Genomic DNA, 16,215 nt, shown 5'->3' on the forward strand with positions numbered 1-16,215 from the left:
TTATTCACAAAAAGGCAGCCGCGTTCTTCTCGTGGCTGCCTTTTGTCATCTCTATCTATTAGCGATGCATTGCCAGAATGATACCCAGGATCGCATTACCTAGCGAGAGCACAAGGCCAATAATCGAAAGCACCAGCCCCCAGGTGGCCATTGTCTTGCGCTGTATGGACTTTCTCCCGAGAGCCGAAAAGGTAATACCAGCGATAGCGACAAATAGTCCAATGCATGCAATGAACCATGCGAGCATGCTGATAATGCCTAATACCAATCCAGCAATCGCCATGCCACCGCGTGAATCCGGTGCCTGCTGAGGTGGATAGTAGCCCTGTACTGGCGGCTGCATATAGGGGTAGGCCCCTGGATATTGCGGTTGCGGATACTGAGGCTGGTAGTTCTCCACAGGCTGCTGTGGGTACTGAGGCTGGTAATTGGCTCCAGAGGGCTGCGGTGGATACTGGGGTTGGTAATTGGCTCCTGAAGGCGGCTGGTAACCAGGTTGGTAGTTCTCCGCAGGCGGCTGGTATTGGGTAGGCGGATACTGATTGGGATCACCAGCTGGATTGTTTTGCGATGGATATGGATTGTATGGATTTTGATCGCTCATAAGAATGAGATCCTCTCCCTGATTCAATGAGTGGCGGCAAAAGGGACCTGCTTGTAAGCAACCTATGCAGTTTTACATTTCCCCTTTAGCGCCAGATGATAAAGAGTTAAATAAAAATGCATTGATGCCTATGAATGTAGCAGAGATTTCTTGCAATGTAAAGTTTCTTTCTGCTATTCAATAAGACGGAAAAACTATTCCAGAATACAAGCAAGCCAGAAATGAAGCGAGGGGGTGAGGAATATGAGCTACAATAAAGGCGCAAGCAATAAAAAGAAAAAGTAGTCTTTGAGAAAGAAAAGAGGACAGCTATGAGTTTCGCCGATAGTATCGTTTCCACGGATATTCAGCAGTTGCGCGCGCATATTTTGAGGCATGCCCTCTGGCGGCGTATCGAGGAGGGGACGCTGGAGCCCGAGCGTTTGCGGCTCTTCGCTTTGCAGGACTGGTGGCTGGTGCGTGAAGCCTACCGCCTCGATGCCCTGGCGATTGCCGCTCTCCCTGATCTGGAGATCCAGGATCTATTGATTCGTAAGTTGACGCCCAAAGTGGGCGGCTACAAACTTTTGCTGCGCTTCGGAGAGGCTCTTGGTCTCTCGCGCGCTGATTTTGATGCCGTAGAGCCGCTGGCAGGCTGTATGGCGCTGACCAACTTCTTCTACTGGATGCTGGCCTACGGCGCGCCCGCCGAGAAACTGGCCTCGGTAAGCGCCAGTGAGGATATCTTTGTACAGATCTGCGCTCGCATCGCCCCCGCCTTAATGCGCCACTATAATCTGACTGCTGAGCAGGTGGAGTTCTTCTCCGCTCATGACGCCATTGGCGAGCAGGTCACCCCCGTAGATGAAACCCTCCTGGCGCGCTATAGCTCGCCCGAAGACCAGCAGCGTATCACCCGCGCCATTCGCCTCAGCCATGAGTACGAGATCATGTTTTATGACACTATTCTGACGGCGAAGATCGATTCATAAGCGAGTACGAGAGTATATCTTTAGAGACGCGCGCTGAGCGGCCTGCGTATATTGACGTTGAAGCCGCTCGCATGCTACTATGCTAGTGTGAAATTACCTTATATCAGACTGAAAAATCATCCACACGTCAAACGCGGGTGGATGATACATCGCAACCGCAACCGCGCTACAAGCACCCTCGCTGCGTAAGCCCGGCACGCGCTTACGTGGCTATTGAGGTTGTGCCGCCTGTTGCTATCACACAGTAGTCTTTGTTAGCTACTGTGATAGTGTTGTGTTTTCTGCAGGCGTCATCTCTCTTCTCTACTCACCTGCACATCTCCCCAGTTGCCGGGTATAACGCCCTTTCTCCGTGGCGTTCTCGGCTCTATTCCTATAGACATGCTCTGTTTATGGCGTTTTTCTGCCTGGATGCTGCCGCGAAGGGGCACTTTCCTCCTTGCCCTTTATGGTATAGCTTTGCTCATTTTTGGAGCAATTCTCTTGCTGACAACTATGCTATTTCCATTGCCAGTGTTTCTACACTCATGCTTCTGGATAGCAGTCAGCATGCTTTGATGAATGGAGTCATCGTATGACAATCTCTTCTAAGAATGCTAGGCAGCACCCTTCAATCCCGCTCTGGAGAAATCGAGATTATGTTTTGCTTTGGAGTGGACAGACGATCTCAACTATTGGAGGGAGTGTTTCATTATTGGCGTTTCCTCTGTTAGTACTGGCGGTGACTGGCTCAGCGTTACAATCGTCTATCGCTCTGGCCTTGCGCACACTTCCACGAACATTGAGTATGTTTTTTGCTGGAGCGTTAGTGGATCGCTGGGATCGCAAACGTGTTATGATCGCCTGCGATATCGGGCGCGCGCTGAGCATTGCAAGCATTCCGCTGGCGCTCGGCCTTGGCCACCTGACCTTCGCACAGCTCTGTTTTAACGCTTTTCTTGAAGGGACGCTACAGAGCTTTTTTGAAGTTGCGTATTCCTCTAGCCTGGGCCAGGTCGTCAGTGGCGAGCAGTTATCCGCAGCTATGGGCCAGGAGGAGGTTGTTGAAGGCATTACAAGCCTACTTGGTCCCTCGCTTGCTGGCCTGCTTTACGGCGTGGCGAGTTTGCTGCCCTTTCTCGCTGATGCCATTTCATATACCGCTTCATTTGTGACGCTGTTCTTGATTCGCACACCGTTTCAGCAGGTACGTACAGACACGCGACGCCACCTGATTCTTGAGATTCGGGAGGGCTTTGCCTGGATGTGGCGCCAACCAGTATTGCGTACCATGAATCTTGTGAATAGCGTTGGTGCTCTCATCATACCAGGCAGCACGCTGGTCTTAATTGTGCTGGCGAAGCAGCAGCACGCTTCTGACGCTCTGCTTGGTGCTGTGGTGGCATGTGGTGGTATTGGTGCGCTAATTAGCTCGCTGCTGTCGCCGCTTATCCAGCGAACTCTCCATGTAGGCCGCGCGATACTCATCACACGTTGGGCCTTTGCCTTGCTCTGGCCTCTCTACATGCTCTTGCCGCATTTCTGGTTGCTGGGAGTTGTAGAGTTTCTGATTGGCTTTGCGGATCCGATTGAGGATGTCCCCTACTTTAGCTATCGCCTGGCGATTATCCCAGATCACTTGCGTGGTCGTGTGATTAGTGCCTGTCGCCTCTTCACTAGCGTAAGCAATCCCCTTGGCTTGCTCTTGACGGGCTGGTCTTTGGAGCACTGGGGGACAGTCCCCACCATCATTATTGCCAGTGTGGTGTTAGGGGCTACCGCCCTGGCCTTCTCCTGCTCCCGAGCAATCCGTCAGGCCCGGCATCCGCAGTCAGAAACATATGCGCCCTCCAGTAAATGAATAATAATCAGGCTGTAATACATGAAGGAGATACTGAAACAGATTTGACATAAGCACTCAATTGTGTTAAAATGTGTTTATGTAGAACACATATGATATTCAAGCGTTTGGAAAACTTATTGGGAAGTCTACCAAAACGCTGCAAAAATGGGATCGTGAAGGCAAGCTCGTCGCCCATCGTTCTCCACAATCAAATAGGCGCTATTATACTCACGACCAGTATCTTGAGTATCGTGGGCTAAAAGCACCGGAGCAGGGACTTACCATTGCCTACTCACGCGTCTCTGGAATTGCTCAAAAGCCTGATTTAGTCAACCAAACAAAAGCGTTAGAAGCCTATTGTCATCAGCATTCGCTCAAGGTCGATGAATGGATGTCGGATATTGGCAGTGGGCTAAACTACAAACGCAAACAATTCAATCGGCTTATGGAGATGGTTGAACTTGGTCAGGTACGGCGTATCATTCTTGCTCATCGAGATCGGTTGGTTCGTTTTGGATATGAATACTTTGAAGCCTTTTGTGAGCGACATCATACCCAACTTCTCGTCATCAATGGCGAAAATCTTTCTCCTGAACAAGAATTGGTACGTGACCTCATTGCTATCGTGACAGTCTTCTCTGCCAGATTACATGGACTGCGTTCCTACAAGAAAGCGATTAAGGATGCTGCTTTGCAAAAAGATCAGAATTAACGTTTCTGAGCAAGACGCGGCAACCCTTGAATTTATGCAAGGCAAGTGCAGGGGACTATACAACTGGTGGGTGCTCAAGCTCAGGAATGGTGAGAAATGGGATCTCTACGATGCTAAGAAAAACCTACAAGAGAGCAAACAACATGATCCCGAGCTTGTTCAGGTGTATGGAAAGCTTTTACAAGAGGTCTACTATCGCCTCGATGGAGCCATGAAAGCTTTCTTTCGCAGAGTCAAAGCCGGAGAAGCACCGGGATTCCCACGGGTACGCCCACGGCATTACTTTTTTACGCTTTGCTATCCCGCTATGTACCTCAAAATTGAAGGCGACAAGCTCATTTTGCCCACCGGAGGCAAGGGCAAAAACAAGCAATACTCCAACATCGTTGCGCGCTTGACTGAGATACCGCCTGAACAGTTTAAAGAAGTGGCGATCAGTCGAGATGGTAAGGGAAACTACTTCGCGTCATTTGTGAGAGAGCGCCAAGAGAAACAGTATGAGATAGATGGAATCGTTGCCTTTGATCTTGGCATCAAAACACTGGCAACTAGCGTAAATGAGCAAGGCAGAGTCTACACGGTTGGCGGCTTTAAAGGATCACGCTGGTACAACAAACAACTCGACAAGATTCGATCCAAGCGTGATAAGTGTAAGAAAAAATCACGTCGGTATATCCATCTCAGTAAGGTTTACAAGCGCGTTTCCCAGAAGAAACGCAACAAACAACAGGATAGCTTGCATAAAGCATCCCATCTTATCAGCCACAATTTGGTTGAAAGAACTATTGTGGTTGGTGACCTTTCACAGAGGCAAATGGTTACTAAACAGCATGTAGAGCGCAATAAACATCTGAATCGAGCGGTCTATAACGAGTGGGGCTTGTACGCCTTTCTCGAAATGCTGAAGTACAAATGTGTCCTCTATGGGAAAGAGTTGCATTTCTTAGATGAGCGCAACACGTCCAAGCAGTGTAGTGGCTGTGGCAATCTACAAGCCATGCCATTGTGGAAGAGAACGTATTGTTGCGTCGAATGTAGACTCGTCATGGATCGAGATGAGAACAGTGCACACAATATCCTGACGAGGTTCTTTGCGCGGCGAGCGCCACACACCGAAAGGTGCGGTGTGCTGCATACGCCCCAAAGCGGCGTAGATGTCACGATGGCATCCTGTGAGGGGCAAGTGCAGCAATTGAATTTGTTTGAGAGTGCGTAAGCACTTTTGAGGAGATTTAGAAAGGCAGATAATGAGCAACTAGAAAACTGTACGATGAGAGGAAGAAGCGTATGCCTCTTCCTCTTTTATTTTTTATCGTTCACTGTTTGGCCTGGCTTGTTAGTGTTTTATAATAATCGCAGATGTCAGTAAGAACGCATTGTTTGCAGCGAGGACGCTCAAAAACACAAATTCGTTGACCATGACGAAGCAATGCTTTATGAAAATCATAAATACTGCGAGCATCCTGTGGCAAAAGCGCTTGTAGGAGAGTATGAGCTGTCTCTGCTGATACTCTCTTCCCAATCAAACCGAGCCGGATGGAGGTGCGCGCGACGTGGGCATCAACTGGAAGGATAGGACGCTGACATGAGAAGAGCAAAACGCAGGCCGTCGTTTTCGGTCCTACTCCTTCAAAACGATTGAGCCATGCTACGCTCTCTTCAAGAGGTAAGTCGCGTAAAAAGTCAAGGTTAAGGCTTCCCCTCTCCTGTGTAATTTGGCGGAGTACTGCTTGAATACGAGGCGCTTTCACTTCAGGAAAGTTGACATTCGCAATTGTCTCCTGGACTTCTGGTGTTGGTGCGTCTCGTACTGCTTCCCACGAGCCAAAGTGCTTCAACAGATTCTCATATGCCGCATCTGTTTGTGCATCATAAGTACGATGCGAAAGGAGGATTTCGACCAGCATACTCATCGGGTCTTTGCTGGAAAAAGGTAGCTCCCCGTAAAGCTGCGTTAACCGCTTTGTGACTTCGACAGCTTTCGCAGAAAGGACTGCAATATCAGCAATCGGATAGCCATAATCTCTGGGATCGCGTGTAGATTGGCTGGTTCGCTTCACACTTGTCTCCCCTCTTACTTGAGCACAACATACACTGTATACCACGAACCCTCATAAAGAAGGGTTCCAAATGGTGAGGCAGGAGGTGAAAGATACAAGTAGAACTGAGTCGCTTTCCTTTAGAGCCAGCGAGGCACACGCTCTTTGTAGCTGATATATTCTGCGCCAAACTTCTTTTCCAGGTACTTTTCTTCTCGTTCAATCACGCCGATACGTATAACACGTAGTAGGGCTGGTAGCAGTAGCAATGGCCAGGAGCGATTCATGATGAGCGCGAGTCCAGCATAGAGTAAGGTGAAGGCGCTATAGATAGGGTTGCGTGTGAGCCGATAGGGTCCATGTTGAATGATGGTTGTGGTGGGTTTGGTAGGCTGCAGCGCCGTACCCGCCTGGCGCATCTCGCGTATGGCCATAATGCCTGTGGTCAGGCCAATACCAAGGAGTGATCCGCCAACAAAGGAGCGTGCCGTGCGTGGAATCAGGCGCAGGGGAAGCCATGAATCCAGGTAGAGACCAAAAAGGAATGTGCCGGCGTAGAGCAGTGGTGGCGGGGCTATGACGTTGGCGTGGTCCTCGTTGTTGCGTTTCATATTATCCATATCCTTCTCCGATCACAAATTGTCCCGTTCTTGCGCACGGGGGTCAGTATCTCGCGAGATGTATCTCTTCTCTAGTATGGCACGTATCAAACCTCTACAACGTGACAGGATAAATAGTTTTATGCGTGAGGGGTCTTCGTAACGCTTCTTGTGGCTCATTCGTGATGAAGATGGTAGGTTCCACATAAGAAGGATAGAGGTGTTTGCTAAAGGAGACTGGTATGACTGATATGGCTTTGGGACAGGAGGTTGTGCGCCAGAAGTTGGCGGCATTTGAAGAGCTGCGGCCAGAGTTCGAGCAGTGTTTTCGCTTTGTGCAGGAGGCCCATGGCCAGAAACGCTTTGTCTCCTGCTCTGTCGGAGATATAGTGTACTATTTGCATGCGCGCTGGATCTGTGATTGTAAGGGCTATCTTTTGAGTGTGCCTCATTCGCATAAAATATATGAGGGCCGGCGTGGCCTGGAACTGTTGCGCGAGTGGCAAACCGATGGCAATAGCGCGAATGTGATCGCTTTCTTGCAGCGCAAGCTTGACACCCTCCCTTTCGCCGATCTGACGCGTCAGATTGAGCAGGCGCGCTTACGGAACCAGGAGGATGGCCTGGCGAGACGTCTGTTGCATGGGCGCACTATTTTACTGAATCGTGGCTTTAATTTGTTTATCGCGCTTGATCGGTTGTTCTCACTCTTGCATGAGGAGCTAAGAGCAGAGGTTCACGCAGCCTGCGAGCAGTATGGACATCTCCCGGAACAGATTGAGCAGCAACTGGCGCTTCTGGATACGCCCCTGTATAGTTATGTTCCTCATCAAGCGCTGGCTCGCTTGAACATGACGCTCATGAATGGGTTTGGAAGTGATGTGCTGGCTCAGGAAGGGAATGCCCCCGGTGAGCGCTCCTGGCGTGTGTTATCCGCGAAGGAGCCACTGACACCGCCCGCTGAACATCTCTTTCCCGCCTACCAGGACCTGACCCAGACCGGGCATAACAACATCATGCGCCACCGTTTTAATAGCCCAACGCCCTAGCGAGTATGAAAAGTGGGGAGTGCAGAGGGGCGTCAGCCCCTCTGCACTCCCTTTCCCCTACCGCCGCAGGCGGTATGAATCCCTTTCAAGCGAATTTGAACAAAGTACTAGATGCATATGACCAGAAGCGAAGCTGCTATCTTCTACGCTTCTTCTTGAGGGTTGGCTGAGGCGCGGGTACAACAACGCCGCTGATATCCTCAATCTTGCCATCTTCAATCTCGATGCGCACATCTGCCACCTTCGCTACGCTGCGATCATGACTGACTACGATGACCGTGCGCCCTTGATTCGCCAGGCGCTTTAACAGGTCTATGATGCGCTTGCCATTCTGTGAGTCCAGGTTTCCAGTTGGCTCATCCGCCAGAATGACTTTGGGATCGTTGGCGAGCGCACGAGCGATGGCGACGCGCTGCTTTTGTCCACCAGAGAGCCTGCCAGGGCGATGCCGGTGGCGATTCTCATCGATACCGACCTGGAGCAGGAGTGTCCGCGCTCGCTCGCGCATGTCGGCTCGCGATTTTCCTCCTGCCAGCTCCATTGGAAGCATGACATTCTCTAGCGCCGTCAGATTGGGAATCAGGTGAAATGATTGGAAAACGAAGCCCACGTTTTGACGCCTGAACTTATGCTCCTTTGGCCCGGTCAGGCTCATCACATTAATACCATCGACGACCAGTTCTCCTCCAGTCGGCTTATCCAGGCTCCCGAGAATATAGAGTAAAGTCGATTTGCCGCTGCCACTGGGACCCATGATGGTGACGAATTGCCCCTCTGTAAAGACAAAGCTTGCCTCATCTACGGCCTTGATGACCTCACCATACATCTTAAAGTGCTTGCTGAGCTTCTCGGCGACAATCGTGACAGTTGGCTCTTTCTGAACAGTTGAATCTTGCTCTAGAACTGCGGGCGTGGCCGCGTCGACAATAGTCTCTTCTCCCATAGTTTTTCCTCGCTTCTCAGACTAGTTGTTGCCTTTTCTCAGCACGACTGCGGGTCGGATGCGCGCGACATAGAGAGCGGGAATGACGCTTGTTAAGATTGCCAGGCCGATTCCCAACCCCATGATGATGAGCAGTGTTTGCGCATTAAGGGTGACCGTTGATAAATGAATGTCACTGAGCTGTTGCGTTAATCCCTGGCGAAAGCCCTGGAAGCCCTGGAACGATGGACCTCCCTGTGTGCCTTGTGCCGTCGGAGTTCCTCTCGTCATAAATGAGCCTCTGCCAGCTACAGAACCAATATCACTGGATGCTGTGGAGACATCAAACTTCTGTGAGATGATGGGACCAAGTGTCACGAGAAGCACGGTCGCGACCGCCGATGCCAGGACACTGAGCGCCAAAACTTCTGTCCAGAACTGCCCTATCACCTGCCAGTGTGAGGCACCTATTGCCTTGAGCGTCCCGATTTCCGCGGTGCGCTCGCGAACAATAACGAAGACTGAGAAGATGATAATTGCGGCCGAGGTGGCTATGGCGACGATGAGCGCTAGCTTGATGCTGTTCTGTGCGGTACTGAGCGCACTAATCGCGCTTGAGTACATCCTGTTCTCAGTGACGACGTTGTATTTGCTGCCCAGCGCTGTGCGAATATTGGTTGCAATAGTGTCTACCTGGTCATAGGTCGTGGCGTAGGCTGTAATACTGTCGACGCCACTGACAGCGTAGAGCTTCTGCATGGTTGCTAGAGGCAAAGTGAGCGTGTTGTTGACTATTGCTGCATCTGAGGTGTAGAGTCCAATAACTGTGAGCTTGGTGCTTTTGAGTGTAAAGGTTGAACCAACCTTGAGATTATTTGTGTCGGCCAGTGTCTTGCTCATGAGGGCAACGTTTGCCGTAGCATCGCTCGTCTGGAGGCCGCGTCCAGAGGTGATTGTAGGCGTGCCACCCTGGATAGTGAAATGCGTGGAGCCGCTTGAAATACCATAAATTGAGGCTGGAATAGTTCTGCTTTGCCCATTAGGCATCTGGACGCTGGCGGTCTTCAATTCCTGATCGGTGTCATAGCGCCTCAAACTCTCCTCGACACTGGTAACGCCGGAGACCTTTTTGACTTTATCGATAGCGTCAGATGGTATCGGCGTACTCGCGTTTTGTGATTGGAACAGATTGAAGCCGCCATTATTGCCATTTCCACCACTACCACCATTGCCACCAGGGAAACCTCTATCATTTCCGTTGTTGTTATTTCCATTATTCTGTGTTTGACTCTGGTTGTCGGTCACATAACTGATGGTAACGCCCGTTCCTACTTCTGAGCGCACTTTGGTAAGTTGCTGCTGTGCGCTGCTGTTGAGGCTGACCATGGCCGCAACAAACATCAAGCTTGCTCCCAACAGCAAGACGATGAGCAGCAGCCGTAGTGGATTCCGCACCACATTCCGCATGCCGCGTAAGACTATGCCCATGCAACTAGTACTCCTTCGTTTGGTTCGTCAGCCTGGTGACTGGTTTCATTTTTTTATCAACGATGCCTGCTGGCTTCTTAGCTACGAAGGATAGCGAAAATTTATCAGAGAGTCTTCAGAAAAGTGTAAAAGTAGTGTAGGAAATTGTAAAAGAAATTTAAAGCAATCGATGTGTAAGCGTTGTAAATACATATTTAGAGGAAAAGAGTAATTAATGTAATGTGTAGAATTCTGTACTATGGTGTGTCGAAGCACTTTATTTAACTGTTAAGAGCCAGGCAGGAAAGGCGGATACCGCTTTTTAGGATGTATAATGCTTGGTACGAAAAGAGCCATAAACTGAAAAGAGGAGCATGCATGTATTTCTCGCAGGAAGCCTATCGCTGTCGCCTGGAGTGGGGGCGGCGTGGCGTCGCTGAGGCGGCGGCGCGCGGCGATATACTGGTAATTATTGATGTTCTTAGTTTCTCCAGCGCGACCGTGACCGCCATCGCTCGCGGAGGTCGTATCTACCCCTGTCCTCTTGAGGCCGATACCGCTGAACTGGCGCGGCGTGTGCAGGGGGTGGCAGCGGTTTGGCGTCGCAAGGTTCCGCAAGAGGGACGCTTTTCGCTGTCGCCAGCGACTATGCTCTCGCTTGAACCAGGAATGTGTGTCGTGCTAGCCTCTCCCAATGGCGCGACTTGTAGCCACTATGGCCGTTCCGTGTCGCATCTACTGGTTGGATCACTGCTCAATGCGCAGGCGGTCGCGGACGCAGTGGCCTCGTTGCTGGCAGAGAATGAGCAACGCGCGGTGAGCGTTATCGCCTGTGGCGAGCGCTGGCATGAGCCCTCTGAGGATGGCACGCTCCGTTTCGCCCTGGAAGATTACCTGGGGGCAGGCGCGATTCTCTCTTCCCTGGATACCTTCTCTCAGTCGCCCGAGGCCCAGGTGTGCGTGGGAGCTTTTCGCCAGGCCAGAGAGCAACTCCCCGAACTCCTCCAGGGATCGTACTCGGGCCAGGAATTGATCCAGGCGGGCTTCCCTCAAGATGTTGAGCATGCAGCCAGGCTGGATCTCTATAGCTGTGTCCCGGCCATGCGTGAGGGCTTTCTCGAACAATTATAATAGTGCGTCAACGAGCCTGCCATACCTGGATATGCCCGTCGAGCAGGCCCGTTGCAACGAACTTACTATCGGGTGACCAGGCTAGGGTCCAGGGGGTCAGACCTTCTGGCAGGTAGGTATAGACGCTGGCGCTCCTGATAGGGTCCCAGAGCTTGACGGTATTGTCGGCGCTACTGGAGACAATCTGCCTGCCATCGGGTGACCAGGCTACCGATTGAATGACCCCATTGTGCTCCCGGTAGACCTGGCGCGTCTGGCCTGTTGCCGCGTTCCAGACCTGAACCGTCGTGTCGCTACTGCCTGAGACGATGAAGGCGCTATCGTTTGACCAGGCAATGGCTGTTACTTTATTATCATGCTCGGTATAGATGCTGGCGGCGTGGTCTGCGTCGAGGTCCCAGATATGTACTGTGTGATCCCAGGAGCCAGAGGCTATCTTTCCCCCATCGGGTGACCAGGCGACGCTGTAAACGACATCCTGGTGCCCCGGTAGGTGTAGGCGCTGCGCCCACTCTGTGTGTTCCAGACGTTGACTGTGCCATCATTGATGGCGGCTGCCAGAAAATCACTGCCAGGCGACCAGCTTACCTCCCAGATGGTATCGCTGGCCTGCCATACCTGGAGTGTACGCAGGCTATGCGCATCCCAGATACGCACTGTGTTGTCAGAGCCTGCTGAGGCCAGGAATTTTCCATCAGGTGACCAGGCGACGGTCTGAACGTTTTTTGTATGTCTGGCATAGACCTGGTCGTGCTGGCCCGTAAAGGCATCCCAGATATGAATATGCCCCCCTTTTAAGTCCTGGGGACCCGCGGCTGAGGCGATGCGCGAGCTATTTGGGGACCAACTCACACTGCCCACCGATCCTTCTCCACCCGGATAACGATAGCGGAGCGTACCTACACCTGTATGGGTTTGTGTGGCCGTAGGATGTAGCCAGGCTTGAGCGCGCCGCAAGAGCGTGTCTCGCTGGAAATAAGCGACCGAGCCACCAGCACCCAGGAACAGGGCCGTGGCACCGCACCAGGCCAGTGCGCTTCGCCTGCTGTGACGGCGTGGCCGCTCCTGCGGGATGGGTGTATGGGGAGCCGCGCTTGAATCTACAGGAAAGGTGGTCGCGCCAGCTATGTGCTGTTGTGGACTTGATATGGAATGCCTATTTCGTGTGCCTGTTGGCTGCGCAAGAATAATAAGGGATTGTTCCGTGGTTCCTTCCCTATTTGGGTCACGCACAAGCAGGCCACATTTGCCACAGAATGTGGCATTGCTATCTACGGCCTCTCCGCATTTTTTGCACGTTCTATGCTCCATAGCCACCCCTCCAAAATCACACACCGCTTAAAAACATTTGCTGCTATTGTACTAAAAAAAAGAAGTTTTTGAAAGTAGTACGCGCAAAGAAAAACATTTGAAAGAAGTACAGGATATTTGTTATTCTGTGGGTGTACTTCTGATTCGAAAACCCTGAGCGCGCAGCGCTAGACACGTAAGTGGCGCGCGCCCCCGAATGGGGTTGGGTTTCGGAATAAGATCATATTGTATTCCAGCCAGAATAATAAGGAGTAGCTTCGATGAAGACGCATACTGCGTACATTTCTTTGCATACGAAGAAGCGCCGGGAGTTTGTACCCTTGACGCAGCAGGTTGAACAGATTATACGTGAGAGTGGTATTCAAGATGGCCTGGCGCTGGTCACCTCGATGCATATTACCGCGGCGGTCATTATTAATGACTATGAAAGCGGTCTATGGCAGGATATTATGCAGTGGCTAGAAGAGATCGCGCCTGCAAAGCCCGATTATCTGCATCATCGCACCGGCGAAGACAACGCTGATGCCCACTTAAAACAACTGCTTCTGCATAACCAGGTCGTGGTTCCCATTACCAACGGCGAGTTTGACTCTGGCCCCTGGGAACAGATCTTTTATGTCGAGTTTGATGGGATGCGCGATAAGCGCGTCCTGGTAAAAGTAATCGGGGAATAGAGGGAGGAAAATGATGGCCCGGCGCTCCTGACGTACGCCAGGAGCGCCGGGCCATCATTTTCCTCCCTCTACTAGGCCTTTGGTACTAGCTTTAAGGATAGGCAAGGTACGACTTTTTGGCCCTTGTGTTTCTACTCCCTTGTCTGGTATACTTTCTCCTACAAAGGTTAGTGTATTTACAACACCTTTTCTTTTTTGTCCGGCTTATAAGTGTACAAAATACACTTATAAGAAATGAGACTACTTCCTCTCCGAAACCCTGAGCGTTTATCCCCGAATGGGGGAAGCGCTAGTCACGCGAGTGACGCTGGATTTCGGAATAAGAGCTTATTCAAAGGAGAATAAGGGGTATGCCTATCCTGGATGGCCAGCCCTTTGCTGCCGCAATTATAGGTGGAGGAATCGCGGGTTTATCACTTGCCCTGCGTCTTCCCGAGACGATGCCTGTGGCCCTGCTTACTAAGGGACAACTTGGCGAGAGCAACACCCGCTATGCGCAGGGTGGGCTTGCGGTTGCCTTGGGGCAGGACGACAGCTCAGAACTACATTTTCAAGATACTATGGCTGCTGGTGCTGGCCTGTGTGATGCGGAGGCGGTACGTATTCTGGTCGAGCAAGGACCAGGGGCGGTGCGCTGGCTCATGCAACAGGGCGTGGAATTTGATCGTGCGCAACCTGGAAGCGATGCCTATACAACCCCTGATGGGTTCTTGCTGGGTCGCGAAGGGGCGCATTGTCGCTGGCGTGTCTTGCATGCCGGTGGCGATGCGACTGGTGCGGAGATCGAGCGCGCTTTAATGAAAGCTGTCCGTCAGCGATCCTCCGTGACTGTGTTTGAAGAGACGTTTGTCGAAGAACTCTTAGTAGAAGATGAGCGCTGTGTGGGTCTGCGGGCCCGCAAACGTGATGGCACGTCCCTGGCTATCTTCGCTCAAGCGACCGTGCTTGCCAGCGGAGGCGCGGGTGGTCTCTGGCTCCATACCTCTAATCCCTCGGGGGCCACGGCTGATGGTCTCTCTCTGGCCTGGCGCGCGGGTGCCGCCCTGGTCGACCTTGAGTTTATGCAGTTTCACCCTACCGTCCTGGTGGTGAATGGCACATCACATCTGATCACGGAGGCAGTCCGTGGTGAAGGCGCTTACTTACGCAATCACGCGGGCGAACGCTTTATGCCGCGTTATAGCGAGCAGGAAGAACTTGCTCCACGTGATGTTGTGGCACGCGCCATTCTTAAAGAGATGCTGTTGGAGGAGACGGATTGCCAGTTCCTTGATCTCCGTCACCTGCCGGCTGAGAAGATGCATGCACGCTTCCCCACGATCTCGGCGTTCTGCCGTGAGCATGGGCTGGACCTGGCTCGCGATCTGCTTCCCATTGCTCCCGCGGCGCACTATTGCATGGGGGGCGTGATGGTAGATACATGGGGGCGCACCTCTGTGCCTGCGCTCTATGCGGTTGGCGAGGTCTCCTGTACCGGCGTCCATGGCGCGAATCGGCTTGCCAGCAACTCGTTGCTGGAGGGATTGGTCTATGGCCTGCGCATCGCTGATGCGCTTGCCTCGGGTCAGCAATCACATGCACAGCCAGGCCCTCAATCGACGCTGCGTGCCTCCTCGTCGCTGAATGTCTATGCTGAGATCTCATCTGCTGACATACAGTCATTGGGTCTTGCGCATGATATATCGGCCACACAGGTGCGTAGCGAACTGAGGCAGCTCATGTGGCAATATGCCTCACTCTCGCGTAGCCACGAGGGGCTGGAGCTGGCTAAAGGACGTGTCTGCTTCTTGCGCTCTCTGGTGGCAAGCAAGCTGGAGACCGAGGGTCCATCTCGGTGGCGCGAAGTGCATAATATGTTGCAGGTCGCTGAACTTGTGATGGTGGCCGCGCAAGCGCGCTGTGAGAGCCGTGGTAGCCATTGGCGTCTTGATTACCAGGCAACCGAGGAACAGTTACAGCAGCGCCACTTTGCCTGGCAGCGGCAAGCGGTAGGAGAAGAGTCGATCACTCAGATTGTCCAGGAAGGAAGTTGCCCTCATGCATAAAGCTATTCTTGACTTAATTACAGCGGCGCTCGAAGAGGATGGAGCCTATGACGATATCACAACCCTGAGCACTGTCTCGCCCGAGGCGCAGGCAAGTGCCCAGATTGTGACGCGCCACGAAGGCGTGATCGCTGGGCTCTCCCTGGTTCCTGAGACCTTTCGCCTGTTTGATAGCCGGGTCTCTGTCGAACTGGTAGTCAAGGATGGCGCCCATGTGCAGGAGGGCGATGTGCTGGCGCGTATTCAAGGCCCGGCTCGCTCAGTCTTGAGCGCCGAGCGTGTGGCACTAAACTTCCTGGGACGCCTCTCGGGCATTGCCTCGCTGACTGCGCATTGTGCTCGTGCGCTTGAGGGTACACAGACACGTATCCTGGATACGCGTAAGACTACTCCGGGCCTGCGTCGCCTGGAGAAGGAGGCTGTACGCCTGGGTGGAGGCCAGAACCATCGCTTTGGTTTGAGCGATGGGGTGTTGATTAAAGACAACCATATTAAAGCCGCTGGAGGTGTTGCGCAGGCTGTTACTGCCGCGAGATCTCTTGCTCCTCATTTACTGAAAGTCGAAGTTGAGTGTGAGACGTTGGAAGAAGTGCGAGAAGCCTTACAGGCCGACGCCGATGTTATTCTGCTAGATAATATGGATGCCGCGCTTATGCGCCAGGCCGTTACCATTATTCGTGAGCAGAGTCCGCGCGTCCTGATCGAGGCCTCAGGCAATATCGGCACCAACACCGAGCGCCTACTCGAGGTGGCCCATACGGGAGTCGATTTCATCTCCCTGGGTGCCCTGACGCACTCCGCACCTAACTTCGATGTCTCTCTGGAGTTCGCATAGTGATGTAGCTGCCAGGCTTCCTATCGGAAACCTG

The 16,215-nt window shown here is 52.3% G+C and carries 16 protein-coding genes; 9 read left to right on the plus strand and 7 right to left on the minus strand.

Annotation, left to right across the window (positions count from 1 at the left end):
* Positions 1-58 precede the first annotated feature (58 nt).
* On the minus strand, positions 59-604 hold the full coding sequence (locus tag JMJ16_RS29880) for a DUF4190 domain-containing protein (protein WP_201387528.1): 546 nt from the start codon (positions 602-604) through the stop codon (positions 59-61).
* A gap of 311 nt (positions 605-915) precedes the next feature.
* On the opposite strand from JMJ16_RS29880, the gene JMJ16_RS29885 reads away from it, so the two are divergent.
* The 4 genes from JMJ16_RS29885 to JMJ16_RS29900 all read left to right on the plus strand — a co-directional run bounded on the left by JMJ16_RS29885 (position 916) and on the right by JMJ16_RS29900 (position 5,325).
* A complete protein-coding gene (locus tag JMJ16_RS29885) occupies positions 916-1,575 on the plus strand; it encodes an iron-containing redox enzyme family protein (protein WP_201387530.1) in 660 nt (219 codons plus the stop codon).
* 574 nt (positions 1,576-2,149) lie between these two features.
* Complete coding sequence (locus JMJ16_RS29890) at positions 2,150-3,415, plus strand: MFS transporter (protein WP_201387532.1); 1,266 nt, start codon at positions 2,150-2,152, stop codon at positions 3,413-3,415.
* A 97-nt stretch (positions 3,416-3,512) separates the two neighbouring features.
* Complete coding sequence (locus JMJ16_RS29895; RefSeq protein WP_236601839.1) at positions 3,513-4,109, plus strand: IS607 family transposase; 597 nt, start codon at positions 3,513-3,515, stop codon at positions 4,107-4,109.
* Positions 4,081-5,325 carry an RNA-guided endonuclease TnpB family protein gene (locus JMJ16_RS29900; RefSeq protein WP_201387534.1) on the plus strand — a complete coding sequence of 415 codons (1,245 nt, stop codon included), beginning with the start codon at positions 4,081-4,083 and terminating at the stop codon, positions 5,323-5,325. Before JMJ16_RS29895 ends, JMJ16_RS29900 begins: the two co-directional genes overlap by 29 nt.
* A gap of 100 nt (positions 5,326-5,425) precedes the next feature.
* Here JMJ16_RS29900 and nth read toward each other — a convergent pair whose 3' ends face one another.
* Entirely contained in the window at positions 5,426-6,169 is a 744-nt protein-coding gene (gene nth, locus JMJ16_RS29905) for an endonuclease III (RefSeq protein ID WP_201387536.1), read from the minus strand.
* A gap of 119 nt (positions 6,170-6,288) precedes the next feature.
* Positions 6,289-6,759 carry an isoprenylcysteine carboxylmethyltransferase family protein gene (locus tag JMJ16_RS29910; protein ID WP_201387538.1) on the minus strand — a complete coding sequence of 157 codons (471 nt, stop codon included), beginning with the start codon at positions 6,757-6,759 and terminating at the stop codon, positions 6,289-6,291.
* 230 nt (positions 6,760-6,989) lie between these two features.
* Here JMJ16_RS29910 and JMJ16_RS29915 point away from each other — a divergent pair, with 230 nt between their 5' ends.
* Complete coding sequence (locus JMJ16_RS29915) at positions 6,990-7,796, plus strand: hypothetical protein (RefSeq protein ID WP_201387540.1); 807 nt, start codon at positions 6,990-6,992, stop codon at positions 7,794-7,796.
* A 136-nt stretch (positions 7,797-7,932) separates the two neighbouring features.
* Here JMJ16_RS29915 and JMJ16_RS29920 read toward each other — a convergent pair whose 3' ends face one another.
* Positions 7,933-8,739 carry an ABC transporter ATP-binding protein gene (locus JMJ16_RS29920; protein WP_201387542.1) on the minus strand — a complete coding sequence of 269 codons (807 nt, stop codon included), beginning with the start codon at positions 8,737-8,739 and terminating at the stop codon, positions 7,933-7,935.
* 21 nt (positions 8,740-8,760) lie between these two features.
* On the minus strand, positions 8,761-10,206 hold the full coding sequence (locus JMJ16_RS29925; RefSeq protein WP_201387544.1) for an ABC transporter permease: 1,446 nt from the start codon (positions 10,204-10,206) through the stop codon (positions 8,761-8,763).
* Positions 10,207-10,563: 357 nt separating this feature from the next.
* Here JMJ16_RS29925 and JMJ16_RS29930 point away from each other — a divergent pair, with 357 nt between their 5' ends.
* Positions 10,564-11,316, plus strand: a complete 753-nt coding sequence (locus tag JMJ16_RS29930; protein ID WP_201387546.1) for a 2-phosphosulfolactate phosphatase — start codon at positions 10,564-10,566, stop codon at positions 11,314-11,316.
* A gap of 7 nt (positions 11,317-11,323) precedes the next feature.
* Here JMJ16_RS29930 and JMJ16_RS57335 read toward each other — a convergent pair whose 3' ends face one another.
* A complete protein-coding gene (locus JMJ16_RS57335) occupies positions 11,324-11,842 on the minus strand; it encodes a WD40 repeat domain-containing protein (RefSeq protein WP_374229129.1) in 519 nt (172 codons plus the stop codon).
* Entirely contained in the window at positions 11,749-12,627 is an 879-nt protein-coding gene (locus JMJ16_RS29940; RefSeq protein WP_201387548.1) for a hypothetical protein, read from the minus strand. The genes JMJ16_RS57335 and JMJ16_RS29940 overlap by 94 nt, the downstream gene beginning before the upstream one ends.
* Positions 12,628-12,887: 260 nt before the next feature.
* On the opposite strand from JMJ16_RS29940, the gene JMJ16_RS29945 reads away from it, so the two are divergent.
* The 3 genes from JMJ16_RS29945 (at position 12,888) to nadC (ending at position 16,181) form a co-directional block, all read left to right on the plus strand.
* The gene (locus tag JMJ16_RS29945) at positions 12,888-13,301 is read left to right on the plus strand and encodes a secondary thiamine-phosphate synthase enzyme YjbQ (protein ID WP_007905760.1); all 414 of its coding nucleotides are present in this window, start codon (positions 12,888-12,890) and stop codon (positions 13,299-13,301) included.
* Positions 13,302-13,651: 350 nt separating this feature from the next.
* On the plus strand, positions 13,652-15,346 hold the full coding sequence (nadB, locus tag JMJ16_RS29950) for an L-aspartate oxidase (protein ID WP_201387550.1): 1,695 nt from the start codon (positions 13,652-13,654) through the stop codon (positions 15,344-15,346).
* Positions 15,339-16,181: a carboxylating nicotinate-nucleotide diphosphorylase gene (gene nadC, locus JMJ16_RS29955; RefSeq protein ID WP_201371672.1), complete on the plus strand. Its 843-nt coding sequence runs from the start codon at positions 15,339-15,341 to the stop codon at positions 16,179-16,181. Before nadB ends, nadC begins: the two co-directional genes overlap by 8 nt.
* Positions 16,182-16,215 lie beyond the last annotated feature (34 nt).

It is taken from the genome of Ktedonobacter sp. SOSP1-52, from assembly GCF_016587395.1.